The organism is Actinophytocola xanthii (assembly GCF_001921205.1).
Taxonomy (GTDB): Bacteria; Actinomycetota; Actinomycetes; order Mycobacteriales; family Pseudonocardiaceae; genus Actinophytocola; species Actinophytocola xanthii.
In genome coordinates, this window is record NZ_MSIE01000058.1 from 39,466 (window position 1) to 63,272 (window position 23,807).

Sequence of the window (23,807 nt, forward strand, 5' to 3'; positions counted from 1 at the left end):
ACGGTCTTGGCCTGTTCGCCCACCCCGAGGAGCATCGGGACGCCTTTCGACCGAGGAGGAGCACTGTGAGCCCGAAGTTCCTGCGCATGACCGTCGCCGCGGCGGCCGTGCTGACCCTGGTGGGCGCCGCGCCGGCGACGGCGGACCGACCGGCGAGCACCGGGACGACCCACGCGCGGGGTGACGACTTCCTCGTCGTCGGCCACCGGGGCGCGTCCGGTTACCGCCCGGAGCACACGCTGGCCTCCTACGAGCTGGCCGCCCGGATGGGCGCGGACTACATCGAGCCGGACCTGGTGACCACCAAGGACGGTGTGCTCGTCGCCCGGCACGAGCCGGAGATCAGCGAGACCACCGACGTCGCCGCGCACCCCGAGTTCGCGAACCGCAAGACCACCAAGAACCTTGACGGCATCCAGGTCACCGGTTGGTTCACCGAGGACTTCACGCTTGCCGAGCTGCGGACCCTGCGGGCCAAGGAGCGCATCCCGGCGCTCCGCCAGCAGAACACGATCTACGACGGGCGCTACCGGGTGCCGACCTTCCAGGAGGTCATCGACCTGGCCAAGCGGCTGTCCCGGGAGCTGCGCCGCGAGATCGGTGTGTACGCCGAGACCAAGCATCCCTCGTATTTCCGCCAGCAGGGCAAGGCGTTGGAGCCCAAGGTCGTGGAGACGTTGAACCGCAACGGTCTCAACCGGCGCGGCGCCGAGGTGTACGTACAGTCCTTCGAGGTCTCGAACCTGCAGTGGCTCGACCCGCGGCTGAACGTGCCGCTCGTGCAGCTGACCTCGGCCAGCGGCCGGCCCTACGACTTCACCCTCGCCGGTGACCCCCGCACCTACGCCGACCTGGTCACCGCGGACGGGTTGCGCTGGGTCTCCCGGTACGCCGACGGCCTCGGTCCGGAGAAGGGGCAGGTGATCCCGCGCGACGCGGCCGGTTTCCTGCTCGAGCCGACGACCCTGGTCCGCGACGCACACCGGGCCGGACTGGACGTCCACCCGTACACCTTCCGGGTGGAGAACCAGTTCCTGCCCGCCGACTTCCGCTCCTCCGCGGTGCCGGCGGACTACGGCGACCTGTTCGCCGAGATCGCTGCGTTCCGGGCGACCGGGATCGACGGCCTGTTCACCGACAACCCCGATGTGGCCGTCGCCCAGCGCGACGAGCGCCTGGCCGGCTGACCCGCGCGACGGGAGCCGTGGGGGACACGACGTCCCTCACGGCTTCCGCGCCAGCACGTAGAGCCGGGCCGACGGGTACTCGCCCGGGTAGGGCGGGCGCTGGTGGCGCTCGAGGACGGTGAGTCCGGCGTCGGTGAGCATGGCGGCCAGCTCGTCCGGCTCGACCAGGGTCGTGCGCACCGCCACCGGGTGTCCGAACCAGTCCTCGACGCCGACCTCGCCGCTGCCGCCGTGCACCGCGAGCAGCAGGAGCCCGCCGGGCACGAGCACCCGGTGGAACTCGGCGAACGCCGCCGGCCATTCCGTGCGGGGCAGGTGCACCACCGAGTAGAACGAGACGATGCCCGCCAGCGCCCCCTCCTCGGCGGGCAGCTCGCGCAGGTCACCCACCCAGAACCGCAGGCCGGGGTTGCGCCGGGTGGCCTCGGCGACGACCGCCGGCGACACGTCCAGGCCCTCCACCCGCACGTCGCGCTCGGCCAGGTAGCGGGTGACGTGACCGGCCGGACCACAGCCCACGTCGAGCACCGGTGCGCCGACCGCGGCCGCGAACGAGTCGAGCAGCTCGCGGTCGAACGGTTTGCCGGCAAGCTCCTCGGCGAAGGTCTCCGCGTAGTCCGCGGCGACCACGTCGTAGGTGTGCCTGATGTCCGGCCAGTCCATCAGCCGGTCAACGAGTGCCGGACGATCGTCTGCTCCCGGCCGGGCCCGACGCCGACAGCGGAGATGCGCGCCCCGGAGAGCTCCTCCAGACGCTCCACATAGGACTTCGCGTTCGCCGGCAGCTCGTCGAAGTCGCGGCACCGCGAGATGTCCTCCCACCAACCGGGGAGCTCCTCGTAGACCGGAACGGCGTGGTGCACGTCGGTCTGCGTCATCGGCATCTCGTGCACGGTCTCGCCGTTGACCCGGTACCCGACGCACACCGGCACGGTGTCCAGACCGGACAGCACGTCGAGCTTGGTGAGGAAGTAGTCGGTGATCCCGTTGACCCGTGAGGCATAGCGGGCGATCACGGCGTCGAACCAGCCGGTGCGACGGGACCGGCCGGTGGTGACCCCGAACTCGCCGCCGGTCTTGCGCAGCCGCTCGCCCATCTCGTCGTGCAGTTCGCTGGGGAACGGACCGGACCCGACCCGCGTGGTGTACGCCTTGAGGATGCCGATCACCGTGGTGATCCGGGTCGGGCCGATGCCGGAGCCCGCCGCCGCGCCGCCCGCGGTCGGGTTGGACGAGGTGACGAACGGGTAGGTGCCGTGGTCGACGTCGAGCAGGGTGCCCTGCGAACCCTCGAGCAGCACGGTCTCGCCCCGCTCGAGCGCCTCGTTGAGCAGCAGCCGGGTGTCGGCGATGCGGTGGGCGAACTTCTCGCCCGCCTCCAGCACCGAGTCGACGACCTGCTCGGGGTCGAGACCCTTGCGGTTGTACACCTTGACCAGGATCTGGTTCTTGACGTCGAGCGCGGCCTCGACCTTCTGCCGCAGGATCTTCTCGTCCAGCAGGTCCTGCACGCGGACGCCGACCCGGGAGACCTTGTCCTGGTAGGCGGGCCCGATGCCGCGGCCGGTCGTGCCGATCTTGGCCTTGCCCAGGTACCGCTCGGTGACTTTGTCGATGGCGACGTGGTACGGCATGATCAGGTGCGCGTCCGCGGAGATCAACAGCCGCGAGGTGTCCACCGCCCGCTCCTCCAGCCCGGCGAGCTCGGTGAGCAGCACACCGGGGTCGACGACCACGCCGTTGCCGATCACGTTGGTCACCCCCGGAGTGAGGATGCCGGACGGGATCAGGTGCAGGGCGAAGTCCTGCCCGTCGGGCAGCACGACGGTGTGGCCGGCGTTGTTGCCGCCCTGGTAGCGCACCACCCACTGCACCCGCTCGCCGAGCAGGTCGGTGGCCTTACCCTTCCCCTCGTCGCCCCACTGGGCGCCAATGAGCACGATGGCCGGCATGTGAGACTCCCCGGGGTCGCTGAGGACACGGTTGTAGTTACGGGCGAAATGCCGGTGATTGAGCGTAGACCAGGAGGGACCGGGTGGGTGCACTGATCCTGGGTTGTGGCGGTGCCGTTACCAGCGCGGACTGGGCGATCCTGGCCGCCACCACGGGATCGCTGGTCCGGGAGACACCCGCCACACCGGGCCGGGCCGACCTCGACCCGCTGCTGAAGGGCCTCTCCGGGGAGGATGTCGTGGTACACGGCAGCGACGCCGACCTGGCCGCGGTCGTGCTCCGGCTGCTGCGGCTGGACCGGCTCGACGTCCGCGTCGGTTACGTGCCCACCTCGCCGACCTCCCCGGTGGCCCGGCTCTGGCGGCTGCCGGCCGACCGGGTGCGGGCGGCGCTGGCCGGCTCGGCCCACCCGGTCCCGCTCATCCGCGACGACGTCGGCGGCGTGCTGCTCGGTCTCGGCGTGCTGGCTCCGGTGAACGGCACGGTCTTCTGCGACGACGCCGTGCCGCTGCGCGGCACCGCCAAGCGGGTCGAGGTCGCCCCCGACCCCGCCGGCGGGCCGGGGCTCTCGGTCACCGTGGTCCGCCGCGCCTTCCTGCGCGACCGGCGGCACACCTGGACCGGCCGCGCGGTGCAGTTCGGCTCCGACCCGGTGGTCCCGGTGCGCGACGGGGTGCCCCATCCGCGGCCGATGACCCGCTGGACCTGGTACCGGCACACCCAGGACCTGCTGGTGGTCCGGTAGCGCAACCCTGTTGCCCGTGCGAGCACTCACGGGTGCCCCGAGCCCTCGGTCCCGGTTGGAATGACCTCCCGTCACGCCCGACGATCGGGAGGTAACCCCGTGCGACGCTCCATCCTGGCTGGTGCGCTCACCCTCGCCGCAGCGCTCACCGGCGTCACCCTGACCTCCGCCCCCGCCGCGGCGGCCCCGCTCCAGGACACGATCACCGGCGACCGGGCCACCGTGCGGGACGCACCGGCGCGGCTGGTGCTCGCCAACGCCCGGGCCGGCGATCCGGCCGAGGTCACCGCGTCCTGCGGGGAGTGGGTGCGGGTCCGGGTGACGCCCCGACATGCCATGTCCACCCCGGTCGGCTGGGTCCTGCGCGGCCACCTGGCCAGGGCGAGCCGGCCGGGTGGCCTGGACGGGGTGCCCAGGCGCTGCGGGACGGACGGGACCCGCTGGCGCGACTGGGTCGGCGCGATCAACGCCCCGTTCCGCTCGCTGCGCCAGGTCGACGGCCGGTGGCGTCGGGTCACCTTCGGCACGGGTGTCGCGCTCGCGGCGACCCCGGACTGCGTCCCCTCGCTCAACTACACCCGGCACGCAGGCACGCCGGACGTGGTCGACCCCGCCCAGCGGGTGTCCGGTCTGGACATGTCGGCGGTGAGCTACCGCTACGTCACGACCGACGGGTCCGTCGCGCTGGTCAGCGCACCCCGGCCGGGTGCGGATCACGGTGTGTGGGGCTTCGTGCCGTCCTCCTGCGTGCTGCCCAAGGGATCCCGACCCACCGTCTACTTCGACGAGCCGGTCGTCCAGCTCGCGGACCTGTCCGGTCTGGAGGGTGGGGTCGGCTACCCGGACGCGACGATCAGGGCGCGGGGGTGCACCGCGGCGTTGCCGAGCCCGTCGCACCCGAGGTTCGGCTACTGGCCCGACCCGCTGCCGGAGAACCGCCCGGCCTGTCCCGTCTGACCCACCCGTTCGCCGCACCGCTGCCCCGTTCGGCCCCGGCCCAAGGTCTGGACTTCGTACCGGAACCACAACACGTGTTGATCCCGTTACTCCGCGTACCGCACAGTCGAACGACACCACGGTGATCGGAGGCGTCATGGTCGGCAGGTCAGGGACAGTGCGGGGGTTCGGTGCGTCGTTGCTGCTCGCCGTGGGGGCGGTGGTCGGCCTGGGCGGCGGTACGGCGGCGGCCGATCCGCCGGGTATCCCGAGCGCGGCCACCGCCCGAACCGAGTTGGCGGCGCTGCGGGTGGCGCGGGACGGTTCGATGGACGGCTACAGCCGCGATCTGTTCCCGCACTGGTCGACCGTGCAGGGCAGCTGCAACACCCGGGAGACGGTGCTGCGCCGGGACGGCGACGATGTCGAGGTCGGCTCGACCTGCGCGCCGACCTCCGGCAGCTGGCACAGCCCCTACGACGGCGGCACCTGGACCAGGGCCTCCGATGTGGACATCGACCACATGGTGCCGCTGGCGGTGGCCTGGCGCACCGGCGCGCGGAGCTGGACGACGGCCAAACGCGAGGCGTTCGCCAACGACCTGTCCTCCCCGCAGCTGTGGGCGGTCACCGACGACGTGAACCAGTCCAAGGGGGACAAGACGCCGGACGCCTGGAAGCCCTCGCTGCGCTCGCACTGGTGCGAGTACGCGCGGGCGTACACGCGCGTGAAGTACCGCTACGAGCTGACGGTGCACTCCGCCGAGCAAGCCGCGCTCTCGGGCATGCTGGCGACCTGCTGACGGTGTTCCCGCCGCGGCTCAGGCCAGGCCGAGCTGCGCCGGCGCGTCGGGGTCGGAGTCGGCGAGGAACTGGGTGCAGCGAGCATGTTCCTCGCTCTCGCCGATGGCCTCGGCGGCCCTGGCCAGGGCGGCCAGTGCCCGCAGGAAGCCCTGGTTGGGGCGATGCGACCAGGGGATCGGGCCGTGGCCCTTCCAGCCGGCGCGGCGCAGCTGGTCCAGCCCGCGGTGGTAGCCGGTCCGAGCGTAGGCGTAGGCGGCGACCGGGTTGTTCTCGGTCAGCGCGAGCTCGGCCAGCGCCGCCCAGCCCTCGCTGAAGTCCGGCCACTGGGTGACCACCTTCGCCGGCTCGGTCCCCGAGTCCAGGGCAGCCTGGGGCTCGGGCCGGTCCGGCAGCTGGGTCGCGGGCGGACCGCCGAACAAGTTCTCCTGCAGCGTCATGCGCCCATCCTGCCCGACGCGGCGTATCGCGCCGGGCAGGAGGCGAGCACTCAGCCGGCCAGCATGCGGCCGGCGGACTTCAGGTGCTCGCAGGCCTGGGTGACCCGGGCGGCCATGCCCTGCTCGGCGGCCTTGAGGTAGCTGCGCGGGTCGTAGGCCTTCTTGTTGCCGACCTCGCCGTCGATCTTCAGCACGCCGTCGTAGTTCGCGAACATGTGCGCGGCCACCGGGCGGGTGAACGCGTACTGGGTGTCGGTGTCGATGTTCATCTTCACCACGCCGTAGGAGAGTGCCTCGTGGATCTCCTCCAGCAGCGAGCCCGAACCGCCGTGGAAGACCAGCTCGAACGGCTTGGAGCCGGCGGGCTGGCCCAGCTTCTCGGCCACGACATCCTGGCCGCGCTTGAGCACGTCGGGGCGGAGCTTGACGTTGCCCGGCTTGTAGACCCCGTGCACGTTGCCGAAGGTGGCGGCGAGCAGGTAGCGGCCCTTGTCGCCGGAACCGAGCACGTCGAGGGTGCGCAGGAAGTCGCCCTCGGCCGTGTAGAGCTTCTCGTTGATCTCGTGGGCGACGCCGTCCTCCTCGCCCCCGACGACGCCGATCTCGACCTCGAGGATGATCTTGGCCTTGGCCGCGGCGTCGAGCAGCTCGGCCGCGATCGTGAGGTTCTCCTCAAGGTCGATGGCCGAGCCGTCCCACATGTGGGACTGGAACAGCGGCGCCCGACCCGCCGCCACCCGCTCCTGGGAGAGCGCGATCAGCGGCCGGACGAAGCCGTCGAGCTTGTCCTTGGGGCAGTGGTCGGTGTGCAGGGCGATGTTCACCGGGTACTTCTCGGCGACCACGTGGGCGAACTCGGCCAGCGCGACCGAGCCGGTGACCATGTCCTTGACCTTGGTGCCGGAGGCGAACTCGGACCCGCCGGTGGAGACCTGGACGATCCCGTCGCTCTCCGCCTCGGCGAAGCCCCGCAGTGCGGCGTTGAGCGTCTCGGAAGAGGTCACGTTGATGGCGGGAAACGCGAACTCGTTCGCCTTCGCCCGGTCCAGCATCTCGGCGTAGACCTCGGGTGTGGCGATGGGCATCGGTACGTCCTCCTCGGGGCTGGACAGGGCGTTCGTCTGCGAATCCTACGAGCCTGCCCGCCCGGCACGCACCCGACCGCGAGGAGTCCGCGACGACACGCCGGGCCTCACCCGAGCAGTGCCGGCGCGAGGCGCCGCAGAGCGGCCAGCCGGTCGGGGTTGAGCACCTGCAGGGCGACCTGGTCGGCGCCCGCGGCGCGGTGCTCCTCGACCCGGGCCCGCACCGCGTCCTCGTCACCCCAGGCGACCATCGCGTCGACCAGGCGATCGCTGCCGCCACCGGCGAGGTCGTCCTCGGTGAAGCCCTGCCGGCGCCAGCTGTTGGTGTAGTTGGGCAGCTCCAGGTACATCGCCAGGCGCTGTCGGGCCAGCGTTCGGGCCTCGCCGGGATCGGTCGACAGCACGACCTTCTGCTCCGGGACCAGCAGCTTCCCGGCGCCGAGGATCTCCCTTGCCCGCGCGGTGTGCTCGGGCGTGACGAGGTAGGGGTGCGCGCCGCGGGTCCGCTCCGCGGCCAGCCGCAGCACCCTGGGGCCGAGCGCGGCAAGCACCCGGCCGTCCACCGGCACCCCGGCCGCGTCCAGGTCGTCGAGATAGCTCACGAGCTTCTCGTAGGGCCGGACGTAGGCGTCGCCGACCAGCACGCGGTGGCTCGCTCCGACGCCGAGCAGGAACCGGTCCGGGTAGCGCTCGAGCACCCGTGTCCGGCTTCGCGCGGCCACCTCGGCGGGCTCGGCCCAGACGTTGACGATGCCGGTGGCCACGGTGAGCGTGGTCGAGCTGTCCAGCAGTTCCTCGACGATCCGCAGGTCGGGGTCGGGGGAACCGCCGAGCCAGAGAGTGCCGACCCCAATCTCCTCCAGCTCCGCAAGCGTTTCCGCCCGACGCAGCTCGGCCCAGTGAACCGTGTCCCACAACGCGAGCCCCTGCACGACGATCTCCCGTCCTCGGTTCGAAGTTCTCTTCGATACTCCTCGAAGACAAGCGGCGCGGCAAGCGGTGAGGTCAGCCGACCGGCTCGAGCGCGGCGGGTTCCCGGGCGAAGGCGTTCAGCAGCGCCCGGCCGTCCCAGCCCTCCTCCGGCGCCGGCAGGCCGAACAACGCGGCTACCGTGGGCGCGACGTCCAGCGACCGCACCGGCTCGGCGAACACCCGGCCGCGGCGGACCACCGGGTGCCCGCCCGAGACCACCAGCGGGATCGGCTCGGTCACCGGGTGCCCGTGGTTGCCGGGTGCGAGGTCGCCGAACCGCCGACCCGCCGCGCAGTGCACCACCAGGTCCCCGGCCAGCGGCCCGAGCCGCAGCGATCCCGGCTCGTGAACCGACGACACACCGGGGGTGGCACGGGCACGCTCGCGCATCCGGGCGAGCGCGGCGGGGCGGTCGTCCTCGCCGCCGGTCCAGTAGAGCAGGGCGGCCCCGCCGTTGCGGGCGACCACGGTGTTGCCGGCGAGCAGCGGGTCGGCCGCCAGCCGCTCGGCCAGCTCCACCGGCGGGAGCGGCAGCGACCAGTCGGTCGAGTGGTCGGCGAGCACGACCACGACCGAGCTCCGCCAGCGGCCGGTTCGGCGCAGGTGGCCGGTGAACCGGGCGAGCTGGGTGTCGGTGTCCACCAGCGCGAGCGTGCGCAGCAGCCGCGGTGAGCCACCGCCGAGGTCGGCATGGCCGAACCGGTCGAGGTCGGCGAGGTTCGCGAACAGCAGCGCCGGGTCGTGGGCGTCGATCTCGGCGAGCACCGCGCCCATCGTGACCGCGTCCGACGCGTGCCGGGTGACCGGCAGGACCGGCTCGGGGCCCCACCGGTAGGTGGCGCGGGACCCGAACACCCCGTGCGGGCACTCCTTCGCCAGCACGGTCGAGCTGGACAGCCCCAGCTCGGCCGGCAGGCGCTCGAGCAGGGTCGGCGCTCGCAGGTCGGTCGCCAGGGCCAGCTCGCGGACCGCACCGCGCTCGGGGTCGAACACGACGTCGGCCGGCACGCCGGAGCGCTCGGGGTGCACCCCGGTCATCGTCGCCACGAGGTTGGGGACCGTCGCGGCGACCGGCACCGCCCGCGCGGCGGCGAACGACGTGCCGCGCGCGGCGAGCGAGCGCAGGGTCGGCAGGTAGGGCCCGATGGCCTCGTCCGGTCGCAGCCCGGTGACGACCAGGACGTACACCCGCAGGTCGGTCATCAGACCCCACCGACGGGGATCGGCGAGCCGACCCGCTGCACCCGTTGCGTTCCCGCCCGGACGCGGTAGGAGCGGGAGTGGGACAGCGCGCTCGCCGGGTCCAGCTTGTTGGCGAGGAAGTACCAGTCCATCTGCACCGCGGCCGGGGTCACCTCGAGCACAGACGCCCCGTGCGAGTCGACCTCGACCCACTTCACGTGCCGGTTGAGCGTGGTCAGCGCGCCCTCGATGACCGGGCCGACGGTCCGCGGGGGTACCCCGGCGATCTCGTCGATGTTGTCGGAGCTGACCGAGGTCGCGACGAACTCGGTGGCCACCGAGGGCGACAGCGGGTAGAGCCCGGCGTCGCGGGGCACGTCGCAAGCCCACGAGGAGTGGATGTCCCCGGTCAGGAACACCGTGTCCCGCACCTGGTTGGCGACGATGGTGCCGAGCAGCCGACGCCGGTCGGCCGCGTACCCGTCCCACTGGTCGGGGTTGATCACGCCGCCCTCGCGCGGCAGCCCGAGCAGCTCCAGCAGCGGGCCGAGCAGGTCGGCCGGCAGCGGCGGCACCAGCACCGGCGCGACCATCACCGAGTTCCCGACCAGCTTCCACTGCGCGCCGCTGGTGACCAGGCCGTTCTGCAGCCAGGCCAGCTGGGCGGGGCCGGTGATCGAGCGGTTCGGGTCGTCGGTCCCGCCGTTGAACGGGGGCACCTGCTGGGAGCGGTAGCTGCGCAGGTCGAGCATGGAGATCTCGGCGAGCAGGCCGAACCGCAACCGCCGGTACAGCCGGTCGGCCTCGTTGCGCACCGGCATCCACTCGAAGTAGGCCTGGTGGGCCCGGGCCCGGCGGGCGGCGTAGTCGCCCTCGGTCTCCGGCTGGTGGTTCTCCGCGCCGCCCGACCAGGCGTCGTTGGCGACCTCGTGGTCGTCCCAGGTGGCGATGACCGGGCAGGTGGCGTGCAGGCGCTGGAGGTGCTCGTCGGTCTTGTACTGGGCGTGCCGGCGCCGGTAGTCGGCGAGCGAGATCATCTCGTGGGCGGGGTCGTGGGCCCGGACCCCGTCGGCGGACGCGCCGGACTCGTAGACGTAGTCGCCGAGGTGCAGCACCGCGTCGAGGTCGCCGCGCTCGGCGAGGTACCGGTAAGCCGCGAAGTGGCCCTGCTGCCAGTTCGAGCAGGACACCACGCCGAAGCGGAGCCGGGACACCGCCGCCGCGGCGGCCGGCGCGGTGCGGGTGGTGCCGACCGCTGATACGGCCGCGCCGAGGTGGAAGCGGTAGTGGTAGGTCGTGGCCGGCGCGAGCCCGGTGACGTCGACCTTCACCGTGTGGTCCCGGTCCGGGCCGGTGGCCGCGGTGCCGGAGGCGACCACCGAGGCGAACGCGGGGTCGGTGGCGATCTCCCAGCCCACCTCGACCACGGGCCCCTGTCCGGAGCCGGGGGTCGACTCGGGGGTGGGGGTGACCCGCGTCCACAGCAGCACCGCGTCGGGCAGGGGGTCGCCCGAGGCCACCCCGTGGCCGAAGGCGGGGTCGACCGCGGCGGCGGCCGGGGCGGCGGTGGCGAGCCCACCGCCGACGACGACGCCCACGGTCGCCACGCCGGATGCCCGCAGCACGGATCGACGGTCGAGCAGGGGATCAACCATGACCTCGCATCGTGGCCCAGCGCGAGCCCCCGGCATACAGCCGTCCTGACCAATCGTCCAATCACAGTTGCCATCTACTGGGAGTAGGTTACTCATGGTAGGTTTCGCCTCGACGGATCTTCGGAGGAGGCGCGATGTTCGGCCGGGAACAGGACGTGCGGGGCAAGGTCGTGGTCGTCACCGGGGCGGCGCGGGGCATCGGGGCCGCCGTGGCCCGCGACCTCGCGGCACGCGGCGCCCGGGTGGCGCTCCTCGGACTCGAGGGCGACCAGCTGGCCGAGGTCGCGGCCGAGTGCGGCCCGGACGCCGCCTCCTGGGAGGCCGACGTGACCAGCTGGTCGGACCTGGAGCGGGCGGTCGCCGGGGTCGTCGAGCGGTTCGGCCGGATCGACGTCGTGCTGGCCAACGCGGGTATCGCCGCCACCGGGTTCACCCGCTCGATCGACCCCAAGGCGTTCGAGCGGGTGATCGAGGTGAATCTGCTCGGGGTGTGGCGGACGGTCCGGGTCGCCCTCCCGCACCTGGTCGAGAGCCGGGGCTACGCGCTGCTGGTGTCCTCGCTGGCCGCGATCGTGCACATCCCGGGCAACGCGGCGTACTCCGCGGCCAAGGCCGGCGTCGAGGCGTTCGCGAACGCCTTGCGCGCCGAGGTGCGCCACCTCGGGGTGGACGTGGGCGTCGTGCACCCGACCTGGATCTCCACCGACATGGTCGGCGGCGCCGAGGAGCATCCGGTGTTCGGCCCCGCCCGGCGCGCCACGAAGGGGATCGGCAGCCGGACCTACCCGGTCTCGGTGGCCACCGACCTGATCGTCACCGGCATCCGCAGGCGCTCCCGCGTCGTGCACGTGCCCGGCTGGGTCGGCGCGGTCAAGCTCGTCCGCGCGCTGATGCCGCGGCTGGTCGAGCTCGCCGCGCGGCGCCAGGTGCCGCCGATGGACGCGGCCGCGCTCGAGGACATCGAGCGGCGTGGCGCCGAGGAGGCGAGCATGGTCGGCCCCGGGGCGCGAGCCGCCGCGAGGAGCGCGGACGCGCGATAGCCTGCAGCCCACCGAGCACGGGAGGCGCGATGTCGCGGCGGACGCAGATCAGGATGACACCCGAGGAGGTCACGGCGTTCCTGGCCGAGGGCAGGGTCGCCAGCGTCGCGACGATCGGCCCGAACGGTCGGCCGCACGTCGTGCCGCTCTGGTATGTCCCGCGCGGGTCGACCCTGGTGACCTGGACCTACGGGAGCTCGCAGAAGGCGAAGAACCTGCGCCGGCTGGCCCAGGCGACGGTGCTGGTCGAGGACGGCGAGTCCTACGAGGAGCTGCGCGGCGTCTCGATGGAGTGCGACGTCGAGCTGGTCGAGGACGGCGAGCAGGTCGCGTTGATCGGCACGGAGCTGATGCGCCGCTACGGCGGGAACCAGGAGGTCGCCACCGCGGCGACCCAGTTCGTCCGGCTGCAGGCGCCCAAGCGGGTGGGCCTGGTGTACACCCCGACCGACGTGGTCAGCTGGGACCACCGCAAGCTAGGCGGAACCTACTGACCCGAAGACGAGCTTCCACTCGTGGATGGTCCGGGACGCGGCGACGCCCTCGGTCGTGTACGGGTCCTCCTCGAGCAGCCGGTCCAGCTCCGCCCGGTCCTCGACCTGGTAGATCGCGAACCCCGCCGAGTCGTCGGCCCACGGTCCGGCGGCACCCACCGAGCCCTGCTCGACGAGCCGTCCCAGGTACTCCCGGTGCCGGGGACGCGTGGCGGCCAGCAGCTCACGATCTGCCGTGTACGTGGTCTCCACGGTGAACCAGGGCATTCCTCGGCGCTCCCTCGCTGTTCGGCGGGCCCGACGTCGTCCCGGCCCTGCCCGCACGCTACTTGCTCGCTGACTGGCGCTGTCCGCGCCTGGCGATCACCGGTACGGTTTCCGCGTGGCAGGGGAAGGTCAGGGCAGGTTCGAGGGCAGCGCCGAGCGGAGTGTGGAACGCACGCTCGGCCACCTGAGAGCGGTCGACACCGGGAGCTTCGCCGTCCCGGGCAAGGAACCGGCACCGCTCACCCTGGAGGACCTGTACCGGACCCACCGCATGCGCCTGGTCCGGCTGGCCCTGCTGCTCGTGGACGAGCCGGCCACGGCGGAGGACGTCGTCCAGGAGGCGTTCACCGGCCTGCACCGCAACTGGGGCAACCTACGCGACGCGGCGGCGGCGCTCGGCTACCTGCGCACGGCGGTCGTCAACGGCTCGCGCAGCGTGCTGCGGCGGCGCAAGACCGCCCGCGAGTACACCCCGCCGCACCAGGTGAACGCCCGCTCGGCGGAGAGCCTGGCCATGCTGACCGCCGAGCACCAGTCGGTGGTGCGCGCCCTGTCGCAGCTGCCGCCGCGCCAGCGTGAGGTTCTCGTCCTGCGGTACTACGGAGACCTGTCCGAGGCGGAGATCGCCGAGGCCGCCGGGATCTCCAAGGGCACGGTGAAGTCCACGGCCAGCCGGGCGTTGGACGCGCTGCAGAAGATCATGCGCCACCCGAACTGACCGCGGACAGTTAGCTCTAGACCAATCTCATTGGTACCTTGTGAATTGTTCTCAACGGTACGAGCACCGCTATGGTATAGACCAATGGTCATCGACAGCGGTGGTTCGAGGGGTGGGGCAATGGCTGCGCAGCTCATCACGGGCGGCAGGGTGGCGACGCCGGACGGCGTGCTCGACCCCGGCTGGGTGCTCGTCGAGTCCGGCACGATCGCGGCCGTCGGCACCGGTCCCGCGCCGGCCTGCGACGGCCCGGTGACCGACGCCGCGGGCTCGTGGGTCGTCCCCGGCTTCGTCGACATCCACTGCCACGGCGGCGGCGGGGCGGCCTTCACCTCCGCCGACCCCGAGATCGTGCGGCAGGCGGTCACCGCGCACCGGCGCCACGGCACCACCACGATGCTGGCCAGCCTGGTCTCCCGGCCCGTGCCCGAGCTCGTCGAGCAGGTCGCGGCGCTGCGCGAGCTGGTCGCCGACGGGCTGCTCGCCGGGATTCACCTCGAGGGGCCGTTCCTGTCCGCGGCCCGCTGCGGCGCGCACGATCCCGCGGTTCTCCGGCCGCCGGACGCGCACTCGGTCGACGCCCTGCTCGCCGCTGGCCGGGGCGCCATCCGGATGGTGACCGTCGCGCCCGAGCTGGAGGGAGCGGTGCCGGCGGTGAAACGGCTGGTGGACGCCGGCGTGATCGCGGCGATCGGGCACACCGACGCGCTCGCCGAGGACGTCGTGCCGGCCGTCGACGCCGGGGCCAGCGTGGCGACCCACCTGTTCAACGGGATGCGGCCGCTGCACCACCGCGAACCCGGGCCGATCGGCACCCTGCTCGACGACGAGCGGGTCACCGTCGAGCTCATCTGCGACCTGGTCCACCTGCACCCCACCGTCGTGCGGCTCGCCGCCAGGCATGCCGGAACCGGGCGCACTGTCGTGATCACCGACGCGATCTCGGCCGCCGGCGCGGGCGACGGCGTCTACGAGATCGGTGGGCTCGAGGTCCGGGTCACCGACGGGGTGCCGACGCTCGCCGGCGGCGGCTCGCTCGCCGGCAGCACGCTGACCATGGACGCCGCGTTCCGCAACCTCGTTCGAGGCTGCGGGCTGGGCGTGCTCGAGGCGGTCGTCGCGGCAAGCACCCGGCCGGCCGAGCTGCTCGGGCTCGGCGAGGTGACCGGGCGGATCGCCGCCGGCCTCGCCGCCGACCTGGTGCTGTTGGACGAGGGACTGCGCCCTGGCGCGGTGCTGCGGCGCGGCGAGTGGGTATAGCGTCGGGAGCGTGAGCGAGGACCCGGAACGGCTGGTCGCCGAGGCGCTCAGGGCCCACGCGGCCAGGACGCCGCTGCCGGCCCCGGCCGCCGAGCCGGCCGAGGGCGCGAGCCCTGTGCTCGGCAGCTACGGCCTGCTCTCCGGATCCGGGGTCGAGCTGCCGGGTGCCGGGCAGGCGCCGGACCAGGACCAGCGGGGTGACGCTGAGCTGACCACCCGCGTCGAACCGGACGTACCGGTCGCACTCGGATGGGTGGTCCTGCTCTCGCTGCTCCTCGGTCTGGCGGCCGGTGCGGTGGTCGGGCTGGTTACCCTTCTATAACCATATCCAGGCCTTTCGGTACCGTGGGCCGCGTGACGATTGCCGCCGCCACCGCGAACGTGATGTCGATCATGCCGTCCTGGCTGGATCCCGAGACGATCCTGCGGGGTCTCGGGCCGTTCCTGCTGCCGGGTCTGTGCCTGATCATCTTCGCCGAGTGCGGACTGCTGATCGGCTTCTTCCTGCCGGGCGACTCGCTGCTGTTCACCGCGGGCCTGTTCGTGGCGAACGGGATCATCAGCCCTGACCTGTGGCTGGTCTGCCTGCTGCTCACGATCTGCGCGTTCATCGGGAACGTCTGTGGCTACTGGATCGGCTCCAAGGCCGGGCCGGCCCTGTTCAGCAAGCCGAAGTCCAAGCTGTTCAAGCAGGAGTACGTGGACAAGACCCACGAGTTCTTCGACAAGTACGGAACCCGCGCGATCGTCCTCGCCCGCTTCGTTCCGATCGTGCGGACGTTTATCACCGCGATGGCCGGCGTCGGGCGGATGGACCCCAAGAAGTACTTCACCTACTCCGCCATCGGCGGCGTGCTCTGGGCGACCGGTGTGACCGTGCTGGGGTACTTCCTCGGCCAGATCCCGTTCGTGCACGAGAACATCGAGGCCATGCTCATCCTCATCGTGCTGATCTCGCTGGTCCCCATCGTCATCGAGGTCATCAAGGCACGCCGGGAGAAGAAGCGGATCACCGAGGCGGCCATCGAGACGGCGGCCGAGACGACCACCGAGATCACCCGGTTCTGAGCAGGTCGGGGCCGCTCATTCCATCGAGAACATCGAACCGGGGTTGAACAGGTTCCCCGGATCGAGCGCCGCCTTGATCGCCCGGTGGGTGCGCAGGCCGACCGGGCCGATCTCGCGCTCCAACCACTCGCGCTTGATCTTGCCGATGCCGTGCTCGCCGGTGACCGTGCCGCCGAGCGACAGGCCGACCGCGAGGATGTCGTGGAAGGCCTGGTTGGCCCGCTCGAACTCGCCGGGCGAGGTCGGGTCGTAGATGATCGTCGGGTGCATGTTGCCGTCGCCGGCGTGTCCGACGACCGCGATCCGCAGCCCCACCTCGGCGCTGATCCGCTCACACCCGGCGATCAGGTCCGCGATCCGGGTACGCGGCACGCACACGTCGTCGGTCATCCAGGTGCCGTACTCCTCCAGCGCCATCAGCACCGCGCGGCGCGCCGCCAGCAGCATCTGGCCCTCGGCCAGGTCGAACGTCGAGTGCACGAGGTCGGCGCCGGTGTCCTGGCAGACCTGCTCGATCGCGCTCAGCTCCCGGCGGGCCTGCTCGCCCCCGGAGTCCGACTGGCACAGCAGCAGCGCCGCACACCCCTTGCCGGCGCCCAGCTCGGTCTTCAGGTGTGCCTCGACAGCCTCGATCGAGGTCGCGTCCATGATCTCCATCAGCGACGGGACGATGCCCTCCCGCACCACCCGGCTCACCGCCGCACCCGCGGCGGCCACCGAGGGGAACGCCGCGACCAGGGTGCCGGGCGCCTGGGGCAGCGGCCGCAGGGCGAGCGTCGCCTGCGTGATCACGCCGAGCGTGCCCTCGCTGCCGACGAACAGCTTGGTCAGGTCGTAGCCGGCGACACCCTTGACCGTGCGCCGACCGGTGCGCAGCAGCTCGCCGTCGGCCAGCACCACGTCCAGGCCGAGTACCGAGTCGGTGGTCACGCCGTACTTCACGCAGCACAGCCCGCCCGCGTTGGTCGACAGGTTTCCGCCGATCGTGCACCAGTCGTAGCTCGACGGGTCCGGCGGGTAGAACAGCCCGTGCTTCTCCACGGCCCCGCGCAGGTCCAGGTTCACCACGCCCGGCTGCACCACGACGAGGCGGTTGTCCGGATCGACCTCCACGATCTCGTTCATCCGGCTGGTGACCAGCACGACGCAGCCGTCGATCGCGTTCGCCGCGCCGGACAGGCCGCTGCCCGCGCCGCGCGGCACGATCGGCACCCCGGCCGCGCCGCAGGCCCGCACCACCGCCTGCACCTGGGCGGTGTCCGCCGGGAGCACGACCGCCAGCGGCGTACCGTGCGGGGCCAGCGGCATCATGTCCCGGCGGTAGCTGCTGGTCACGTCGGGATCGACAAGCACCGCGTCCTTCCCGAGCGCGTCGGTCAGGGTCGCCAACAAGCCGTTGTCGGTCCGCACGGTCTAACCGTACGACAGCTGGGTATCCGAACCGAGACGTTCTGTGGCACATCTTCGCGACGTGAGCTGGACCACTGTCCCTTACAGTCGATGTTGAGCCCGTCACAGGCGAGGGGTTCGGGTCGGAAGGCGGTGCGCGATGGAGCGTCCGGATCTCGCCTGCCCCGTCCCGGCCAGCCCTGTTCCGGTGACCCCGAGCATGCAGAGCCGTGCCCTGGCCCAGCTGCTGATGAACGGCCTGCGGCCGATCGGCGACCGGCTCAGCATCACGCGGAACCCGGCCCTGCAGATGGTCCGGGAGGCGTTCGACGGTCTCGGCTACACCCCGCTGCCGCGCGGTACCCGGGTCACCGCGGTCGCCGACGGTGAGGTCCGCGGCGTCTGGGTCACCGGCCGACAGGCGGTCCGGGAGAACGGGGTAGTGCTCTACCTGCACGGCGGCGGTTTCATCTCCGGCTCGACGCGTAGCCACCGGCACCTGGTCGCGGCGCTCTCCGCGGCCGCCGGGCGGCCGGCCTTCCTCGCGCACTACCGGCGGGCACCCGAGCATCCGTTCCCGGCGGCCGCCGACGACGCGCTCGCCGCCTACCGCTGGCTGCTGTCCTCGGGCTACGCCCCGGAGGAGATCGTGGTGATGGGCGACTCGGCCGGTGGTCATCTCACCGCCGGCCTGCTGGCCGACCTGTCCCGCCGTCGCTTACCCATGCCGTCCGCGGCCGTAATGTTCTCCCCGTTCCTCGACCTGACCGGTGCCGAGCTCGACGACCGGGACGCCGTGCGACGCGACCCGTTCGTCCCGCCGCGCCGGGCGCGCGAGTGCGGGCGGAGCTACGCCGGTGACCACGCGCTGACCCACCGCCGGCTCAACGTGCTGGCCGCCTCGAAGCGGCGTTGGCCTCCGGTACTGATCCAGGTCGGCGACACCGAGTGCCTGCTGGGCGACTCGGAGCGGTTGGCCGAGAGCATCCGGGCCGCGGGCGGAACCTGCGAGCTGCAGGTGTGGCCAGGCCAGGTGCACGTCTTCCCCGCGTTCTTCCGGATGCTTCCGGAAGGGCGAGCCGCTATCCGCTACGTGGGCGAGTACGTCCGCGCGACCACGACATCGGCCGAGGTCGCCGCCTGACACCGTGCCTGAACAGCGCGTGCTCGGCGGATGACGAACAGGCCGAGAGCGGACGAATAGGACCGGTTCCCGCAGTGCGGCACGCACGAGCCACGTACGCTACTCGTCGTGTCCATGAACCTGGCCGAAGCGAGCGCGGTCGCCACCGGCGTGCTCGAGTCGGCCGGCCCCGTCATGGTGTGGGTCATCGTGCTCGGGTTCGTGTTCACCGAGTGCGCGTTCATCGTAGGGCTGTTCCTGCCCGGTGACTCGCTGCTGTTCGCCGCGGGCGTGGTGCTCGCGCAGAACGACCACGAGGCACACGCCTGGGCGCTGTCCGTGGTCGCCATGCTCACCGCCGTCGTGGGCAACCTGGTCGGCTACTACATCGGCCACAAGACCGGGAACGCGCTGATCGCCCGGCGCGGCGGCCGGGTGCTCAACGTGGAGAACCTCGCGCGCGCCCGCGACTTCCTCGACCGCCGCGGGTTCTGGGCGATCGTCCTGGCCAGGTGGATCCCCTGGATCCGCACGCTCGCGCCGTTGATCGCCGGTGCGGCCAACATGGACCGCCGCCGCTTCCTGCTCGCGACCTCGATCGGGGGACTGGCCTGGGTGCCCACGTTGGTGCTGGTCGGCTACTACGCCGCCGGCGTCATCGAGGGCCTGCCCTGGCTCAAGGCCGTCGCCCTCTGGGGCAGCATCGCGTTCTTCGTGGTCGGTACGGTGTGGGGCGTGCTGCGGTACCGGCAGGAGATGCACCGCCCGGTGGAGGCGGCGGTCACCGCGAAGGCAGGCGACTGAGGGTCGAGTCTCGGCCTGCAAAAGATCCAGTAACGGCCGGGGAATCGGCACGCGTCTGGGGCAGTATGGCGAGGGGGCCCGCCCCGAACGGGCCCGGAAGGACTCTGATGCCGACGTTGACCGGCGTCCACCATGTCGCGCTCACCGTGACCGACGTGGACCGCAGCGAGCCGTGGTACGAGCGGGTGCTCGGATTCGAGACCATCGGCCGGGACGACGACCCGACCACCGGGCGCCGCAAGGTCTACCTGCGCGGCCCCGGGTTCGGGATCACGCTGACCCTGGTCCAGCACCCGGACTCCGGGCGGACCCTGTTCGACGAACGCCGCCCCGGCCTCGACCACCTGAGCTTCAGCGTGCCGAACAACACCTGCCTGCACGAGTGGACCGACCGGCTCACCGAGCACGGTGTGACCTTCTCGCCGATCAGCGAGGAGCAGTCCGCCCCGGGAACCGAGGTCATCGCCCTGCGCGACCCGGACGGGATCCAGCTCGTGCTGTGGGCCCGCGAGGTGTAGTGGCCCGGCTCAGTAGCCGCCGCTGATCGGCAGCACCGCCCCGGTCACGAACGAGGCCGCGGGCGAGAGCAGCCACAGGATGCCCTCGGCGATCTCCTCCGGGCGACCGGCCCGCCTCATCGGGATCATCGGCGCCCGGGTCCTGGTCCGGTCGGGCATGCCGGCAGCGGCATGCAGGCCGGTCTCCACCAGCCCGGGGGCGACCGCGTTGATTCGCAACCCCTCGTCGCCGACCTCGATCGCCAACCCGTGGCTGAACGACTCGACGGCCGCCTTGCTCGCCGCGTAGTGCACCCACTCGCCGGGCGAGCCCCGCTCGGCCGCCGTGGACGAGACCGTGACGATCGCCCCGCCCGGACCGCCGTGCCGGGTCGACATCCGCCGCACGGCCTCCCGGACGCACAGGATCACGCCGACGACGTTCACGTCGATCACCCGGCGCACGGTGTCCATCGACTGCTCGTCGAGCCGGCCGGCGGCGCCGACGATGCCGGCGTTGGCCACGAGGCCGGTCACCGGTCCGAGCTCGGCGGCCACGTCGAACAGGCGAACCACGGCGGCATCGTCGGTGACGTCCCCGGGAACCGCCGTGCCGCGCCCACCGGCGGCCTCGACCTCGGCCAGCACGCTCCGCGCCGCCTCGCCGTCCGACCGGTAGTTGATCACGACCGACCATCCCCTGGCCGCCGCCAGCCGGCACACCGCGGCCCCGATACCCCTGCTCCCGCCGGTCACGACCAGCACCGGTCCTCGCTCACTCACGAACGGGAACCTATCCGCTCCAGCATCGCCGCCGCCTCGAGCACCATCCACCCGGACAGCTGGACCGACAGGTCGCGCTCGATCAGCCGGTGCCGCCAGGACCGGGGCACCTGCGCCGGCCGCGACCACTCGGGCCCGAGCAGCGGGCCGCCCTGGGCGGGTGCCCGGTTGCGCCAGGCGGCACCGGCCGAGGCCAGCACGAGCCCGGCGGCCGCCTCGCCCGCGGCCGAGCCGTGCTCCGGCAGCCGCACCGCGGCCAGCGCCAGGTAGCGGGCCAGGATGCCGGCGAACAGGCCGCCGTCGCCGCCGCCGCGTCCACGCAGCACGCCGTCGTCGGCCAGGTGGGCCGAGACCGCCCGGATCGTGCGCTCCGCCCTGGCCACCCACACCCCGGAGGTGTCGCCCTCGGCGAGCTCGACGCAGGCGCCGAGGAACACGCCCTGGCAGTAGGTGTAGACGGTCTTGACGATGTCGCGCACCGCTCCGTCGGGGCCGACGTACAGGCCGTCCCACAGCAGTCCGGTGGCCGGGTCCACCAGCGCCCGCTCCATCCACTCGGTCATCGAGCGGGCGCGTTGCCGGTCGGACCGCTCGCCGCCCAGGCCCGCCCACCGCGCGAGCAGGACCGCGGCCGGGCCGTTGGCCGGCACGTTCTTGAAGGTGTCCCCGCGCCGCCACCAGATTCCGCCACCGGCGTGGTCGGTCCAGCCCTCGCGCAGCTGCGCGGTGATCCTGTCCAGCGGTGCCCGCACGGGCATGCCCTCGCACTGGTGCGCACGCAGCAGCGCGAGCCCCAGCCAGGCGATGTCGTCGTAGTACGAGTTGGTCCAGAGACCGAGGTTGCGCAACCGGATGCCGCGGGTCACGCGGTGGATCGTCGCCGAGCGACCCGGGTTCGGTTGGCGGTGTTGCGCGTCGACCAGGCAGTCCAGCAGGTGCGCCTGCCACCAGTAGTTCCAGTGGGTGTGGAACCGTTGCCGCGTCGAGGATGGCCAACCGGTCACGCCGAGCCGGGTGGCCGGCAGTGCCCAGACCCGGCGCAGGTGTCGCGTGAGGACGGCCCGCTCGACGACAGCGGCCCGCGCCGCCCACAACGTTGGGGACTCCTCTGTGGAGTCCTCGGCACACTGCGCTCCCTGGCTCACCCCTCCATGGTGCGGGCTGGATCGGTTCAACGCTTACGCCAGGCGGGTGATGTCACCGCGTTGTGTAACAGTTGGACCCATGGTTGGGAACACGACGGGAAATATGGCGCAGACACCGGTGACCTGTCCGCTCTGCGAGGCGACCTGTGGGCTGGCGGTGACCGTCGAGGACGGTCGGGTCACGGGCGCGCGCGGGGACGCCGCGGACGTGTTCTCCCGTGGCTTCGTCTGCCCGAAGGGCGCCTCGATCGGCGCACTGCACCACGACCCGGACCGGCTGCGCACCCCGCTGGTGCGCCGCGACGGCCGGCTCGTCGAAGCGAGCTGGGCCGAGGCCTTCGCCGAGATCGACCGGCGGCTGTCGCCCCTGCTCGCCGAGCACGGCCGGGACGCGGTCGCCGTCTACGCCGGGAACCCGTCCGTGCACAACCTGCCGGTCGCGCTCTACGGGTCGGTGTTCTTCCGGGCCCTCGGCACGAAGAACTTCTTCACCGCCGGCTCGGTGGACCAGATCCCCAAGCACTTCTCCGCCGGCCACATGTTCGGTCACCCGCTGACGATCCCCGTCCCCGACCTGGACCGCACCGGGTACCTGCTGCTGCTCGGCGCGAACCCGCTGGTGTCCAACGGCAGCCTGATGACCGCGCCGGACGTCCGCGGACGGCTGCGCGGGATCCGCGACCGCGGCGGACGAGTCGTCGTGATCGACCCGAAGCGGTCACGGACCGCCGAGGTCGCCGACGAGCACCACGCGATCCGGCCAGGAACCGACGCCCTGCTGCTGTTCGCGCTGGTCAACGTCCTGTTCGCGGAGGACCTGGTCGCCATGGGCGACCTGGCGCAGCACGTGGCCGGCGTGCGGCAGGTCGGCGCGCTCGCCGAGCCGTTCACCCCGGAGGCCGTCGCTCCGGTGACCGGGGTCGCGGCCGACGCCATCCGTCGGCTCGCCCGCGAGCTGGCGGCCGCCGACCGCGCGGCGGTCTACGGCCGGCTCGGCACCACCACCCAGGAGTTCGGCACGCTCGCGAGCTGGCTGGTCGACGTGCTGAACGTGCTCACCGGCAACCTGGACCGGCCAGGCGGGGCGATGTTCCCGCTCGCCGCCGCGGGCCAGGCGAACGCCACCCCGGGGCGGCGCCGACCCTGGCGGTCCGGTCGCTGGCGTAGCCGGGTCCGCGGCCTGCCCGAGGTGATCGGGGAGCTGCCGGTCGCCACGCTGGCCGACGAGATCCTCACCCCCGGCGAGGGCCAGGTCCGCGCGCTGGTGACGGTCTGCGGGAACCCGTGTCTGAGCACGCCGAACGCGGCCCGCCTGAGCGAGGCCCTCGACCGGCTCGAGTTCATGGTGTCGCTGGACGTCTACCTCAACGAGACCAGCCGGCACGCGGACGTGGTGCTGCCCGGCCCGTCCCCGCTCGAGCGGCCGCACTACGACCTGTTGCTCTACCAACTCGCGGTCCGCAACGTGGCCAACTGGACACCGGCGCTGCTGCCGACCGACCTCCCCCAGGAGTGGGAGACGCTGCTGCGGCTGACCGCCATCGTCAGCGGAATGGGCCCGGACGCGGACGTGGCGGCGCTGGACGACCTCGTCGCCGCCGAGGCCGCCCGGCGGGCCGGTCTCGAGCCCGCGGCCGACCGTCGCGGCCCGGAGCGCCTGCTGGACCTGGCCCTGCGGGCCGGCCCGTACGAGCTGACCCTCGCCGACCTCGAGGCAGCGCCGCACGGCGTCGACCTGGGCCCGCTCACCTCCCGGTTACCGGACGTGCTCGCCACCGAGAGCGGGCGGATCGAGCTGGCCCCGGAACCGGTGGTGGTCGACGTGCCGCGGCTGCGCGCCGCCCTGGACCAGGTGCCCAACGGCCAGCTGGTGCTGATCGGCCGGCGTCAGCTCAGCTCGAACAACTCGTGGATGCACAACATCGAACCGCTGGTCCGCGGCCGCAACCGGTGCACGGCGCAGCTGCACCCGACCGACGCCGCCCGGCTCGGCCTGGTCGACGGCGAGCTGGCGCTCGTCCGCTCCCGCGCGGGCGAGGTCGAGGTGCCGGTGGAGGTCACCGACGCGATCCGCCCGGGGGTGGTGAGCATCCCGCACGGCTGGGGGCACGACGTCGACGGCGTGCGGACGGCCGTGGCCCGCGCCCACGCGGGGGTGAACTCGAACCTGCTCGCCGACGAGACCCTGGTCGACGTCCCGACCGGCACGGCGGTGCTCAACGGCATCCCGGTCGAGGTGGTCGCCGCGCCCCGGGCCTGAGCGG

At 72.5% G+C, this 23,807-nt stretch carries 25 protein-coding genes; 14 read left to right on the forward strand and 11 right to left on the reverse strand.

Annotation, left to right across the window (positions count from 1 at the left end):
• Positions 1 to 86 precede the first annotated feature (86 nt).
• On the forward strand, positions 87 to 1,187 hold the full coding sequence (locus BU204_RS28200; RefSeq protein WP_198943022.1) for a glycerophosphodiester phosphodiesterase: 1,101 nt from the start codon (positions 87 to 89) through the stop codon (positions 1,185 to 1,187).
• 36 nt (positions 1,188 to 1,223) lie between these two features.
• On the opposite strand, the gene BU204_RS28205 is transcribed toward BU204_RS28200, so the two are convergent.
• Complete coding sequence (locus tag BU204_RS28205) at positions 1,224 to 1,850, reverse strand: class I SAM-dependent methyltransferase (RefSeq protein ID WP_075128797.1); 627 nt, start codon at positions 1,848 to 1,850, stop codon at positions 1,224 to 1,226.
• A complete protein-coding gene (locus BU204_RS28210; protein WP_075128798.1) occupies positions 1,850 to 3,139 on the reverse strand; it encodes an adenylosuccinate synthase in 1,290 nt (429 codons plus the stop codon). Before BU204_RS28210 ends, BU204_RS28205 begins: the two co-directional genes overlap by 1 nt.
• A gap of 83 nt (positions 3,140 to 3,222) precedes the next feature.
• Between BU204_RS28210 and BU204_RS28215 the strand changes: the two genes are divergently transcribed.
• The 3 genes from BU204_RS28215 to BU204_RS28225 all read left to right on the forward strand — a co-directional run bounded on the left by BU204_RS28215 (position 3,223) and on the right by BU204_RS28225 (position 5,623).
• On the forward strand, positions 3,223 to 3,885 hold the full coding sequence (locus BU204_RS28215; protein WP_075128799.1) for a hypothetical protein: 663 nt from the start codon (positions 3,223 to 3,225) through the stop codon (positions 3,883 to 3,885).
• 99 nt (positions 3,886 to 3,984) lie between these two features.
• Positions 3,985 to 4,842, forward strand: a complete 858-nt coding sequence (locus BU204_RS39475; RefSeq protein WP_075128800.1) for a hypothetical protein — start codon at positions 3,985 to 3,987, stop codon at positions 4,840 to 4,842.
• 136 nt (positions 4,843 to 4,978) lie between these two features.
• Positions 4,979 to 5,623 carry an HNH endonuclease family protein gene (locus BU204_RS28225; protein ID WP_233160692.1) on the forward strand — a complete coding sequence of 215 codons (645 nt, stop codon included), beginning with the start codon at positions 4,979 to 4,981 and terminating at the stop codon, positions 5,621 to 5,623.
• Positions 5,624 to 5,641: 18 nt separating this feature from the next.
• Here the strand turns inward: BU204_RS28225 and BU204_RS28230 are convergent, their stop codons facing one another.
• The 5 genes from BU204_RS28230 to BU204_RS28250 form a co-directional block, all read right to left on the reverse strand.
• Complete coding sequence (locus BU204_RS28230; protein WP_075128801.1) at positions 5,642 to 6,061, reverse strand: DUF3151 domain-containing protein; 420 nt, start codon at positions 6,059 to 6,061, stop codon at positions 5,642 to 5,644.
• Positions 6,062 to 6,111: 50 nt separating this feature from the next.
• A complete protein-coding gene (gene fbaA, locus BU204_RS28235; protein WP_075128802.1) occupies positions 6,112 to 7,146 on the reverse strand; it encodes a class II fructose-bisphosphate aldolase in 1,035 nt (344 codons plus the stop codon).
• 107 nt (positions 7,147 to 7,253) lie between these two features.
• Entirely contained in the window at positions 7,254 to 8,078 is an 825-nt protein-coding gene (locus BU204_RS28240) for an LLM class F420-dependent oxidoreductase (RefSeq protein WP_143229804.1), read from the reverse strand.
• 73 nt (positions 8,079 to 8,151) lie between these two features.
• Positions 8,152 to 9,321 carry an alkaline phosphatase family protein gene (locus tag BU204_RS28245; RefSeq protein WP_143229805.1) on the reverse strand — a complete coding sequence of 390 codons (1,170 nt, stop codon included), beginning with the start codon at positions 9,319 to 9,321 and terminating at the stop codon, positions 8,152 to 8,154.
• A complete protein-coding gene (locus BU204_RS28250; RefSeq protein WP_075128804.1) occupies positions 9,321 to 10,955 on the reverse strand; it encodes an alkaline phosphatase D family protein in 1,635 nt (544 codons plus the stop codon). Before BU204_RS28250 ends, BU204_RS28245 begins: the two co-directional genes overlap by 1 nt.
• A gap of 134 nt (positions 10,956 to 11,089) precedes the next feature.
• Here BU204_RS28250 and BU204_RS28255 point away from each other — a divergent pair, with 134 nt between their 5' ends.
• The gene (locus tag BU204_RS28255) at positions 11,090 to 11,995 is read left to right on the forward strand and encodes a short-chain dehydrogenase/reductase (protein ID WP_075128805.1); all 906 of its coding nucleotides are present in this window, start codon (positions 11,090 to 11,092) and stop codon (positions 11,993 to 11,995) included.
• A gap of 29 nt (positions 11,996 to 12,024) precedes the next feature.
• Entirely contained in the window at positions 12,025 to 12,489 is a 465-nt protein-coding gene (locus BU204_RS28260) for a pyridoxamine 5'-phosphate oxidase family protein (protein ID WP_075128806.1), read from the forward strand.
• Here BU204_RS28260 and BU204_RS28265 read toward each other — a convergent pair.
• A complete protein-coding gene (locus BU204_RS28265) occupies positions 12,472 to 12,756 on the reverse strand; it encodes a YciI family protein (RefSeq protein ID WP_075128807.1) in 285 nt (94 codons plus the stop codon). The genes BU204_RS28260 and BU204_RS28265 overlap by 18 nt on opposite strands.
• A 115-nt stretch (positions 12,757 to 12,871) precedes the next feature.
• Here BU204_RS28265 and BU204_RS28270 point away from each other — a divergent pair, with 115 nt between their 5' ends.
• The 4 genes from BU204_RS28270 to BU204_RS28285 all read left to right on the forward strand — a co-directional run bounded on the left by BU204_RS28270 (position 12,872) and on the right by BU204_RS28285 (position 15,802).
• Entirely contained in the window at positions 12,872 to 13,474 is a 603-nt protein-coding gene (locus BU204_RS28270; RefSeq protein WP_075128808.1) for a SigE family RNA polymerase sigma factor, read from the forward strand.
• A gap of 120 nt (positions 13,475 to 13,594) precedes the next feature.
• On the forward strand, positions 13,595 to 14,734 hold the full coding sequence (nagA, locus tag BU204_RS28275) for an N-acetylglucosamine-6-phosphate deacetylase (RefSeq protein ID WP_075128809.1): 1,140 nt from the start codon (positions 13,595 to 13,597) through the stop codon (positions 14,732 to 14,734).
• Positions 14,735 to 14,744: 10 nt separating this feature from the next.
• Positions 14,745 to 15,056: a hypothetical protein gene (locus tag BU204_RS28280; RefSeq protein ID WP_075128810.1), complete on the forward strand. Its 312-nt coding sequence runs from the start codon at positions 14,745 to 14,747 to the stop codon at positions 15,054 to 15,056.
• A 62-nt stretch (positions 15,057 to 15,118) separates the two neighbouring features.
• On the forward strand, positions 15,119 to 15,802 hold the full coding sequence (locus tag BU204_RS28285; protein WP_075128838.1) for a DedA family protein: 684 nt from the start codon (positions 15,119 to 15,121) through the stop codon (positions 15,800 to 15,802).
• 15 nt (positions 15,803 to 15,817) lie between these two features.
• Here the strand turns inward: BU204_RS28285 and BU204_RS28290 are convergent, their stop codons facing one another.
• On the reverse strand, positions 15,818 to 17,212 hold the full coding sequence (locus tag BU204_RS28290; RefSeq protein WP_075128811.1) for an FAD-binding oxidoreductase: 1,395 nt from the start codon (positions 17,210 to 17,212) through the stop codon (positions 15,818 to 15,820).
• Positions 17,213 to 17,351: 139 nt separating this feature from the next.
• Between BU204_RS28290 and BU204_RS28295 the strand changes: the two genes are divergently transcribed.
• The 3 genes from BU204_RS28295 to BU204_RS28305 all read left to right on the forward strand — a co-directional run bounded on the left by BU204_RS28295 (position 17,352) and on the right by BU204_RS28305 (position 19,636).
• The gene (locus tag BU204_RS28295) at positions 17,352 to 18,335 is read left to right on the forward strand and encodes an alpha/beta hydrolase (RefSeq protein ID WP_083661715.1); all 984 of its coding nucleotides are present in this window, start codon (positions 17,352 to 17,354) and stop codon (positions 18,333 to 18,335) included.
• Positions 18,336 to 18,449: 114 nt separating this feature from the next.
• Positions 18,450 to 19,118: a DedA family protein gene (locus tag BU204_RS28300; protein ID WP_075128812.1), complete on the forward strand. Its 669-nt coding sequence runs from the start codon at positions 18,450 to 18,452 to the stop codon at positions 19,116 to 19,118.
• A 107-nt stretch (positions 19,119 to 19,225) separates the two neighbouring features.
• Positions 19,226 to 19,636 (forward strand): VOC family protein, encoded by a 411-nt coding sequence (locus BU204_RS28305; RefSeq protein WP_075128813.1) that lies wholly within the window; start codon positions 19,226 to 19,228, stop codon positions 19,634 to 19,636.
• A 9-nt stretch (positions 19,637 to 19,645) separates the two neighbouring features.
• On the opposite strand, the gene BU204_RS28310 is transcribed toward BU204_RS28305, so the two are convergent.
• Positions 19,646 to 20,398 (reverse strand): SDR family oxidoreductase, encoded by a 753-nt coding sequence (locus BU204_RS28310; RefSeq protein WP_233160694.1) that lies wholly within the window; start codon positions 20,396 to 20,398, stop codon positions 19,646 to 19,648.
• Positions 20,395 to 21,543 (reverse strand): glycoside hydrolase family 76 protein, encoded by a 1,149-nt coding sequence (locus BU204_RS28315; protein ID WP_233160695.1) that lies wholly within the window; start codon positions 21,541 to 21,543, stop codon positions 20,395 to 20,397. The genes BU204_RS28310 and BU204_RS28315 overlap by 4 nt, the downstream gene beginning before the upstream one ends.
• A gap of 103 nt (positions 21,544 to 21,646) precedes the next feature.
• Here BU204_RS28315 and BU204_RS28320 point away from each other — a divergent pair, with 103 nt between their 5' ends.
• On the forward strand, positions 21,647 to 23,803 hold the full coding sequence (locus BU204_RS28320) for a molybdopterin-dependent oxidoreductase (protein WP_075128816.1): 2,157 nt from the start codon (positions 21,647 to 21,649) through the stop codon (positions 23,801 to 23,803).
• Positions 23,804 to 23,807: the final 4 nt, after the last annotated feature.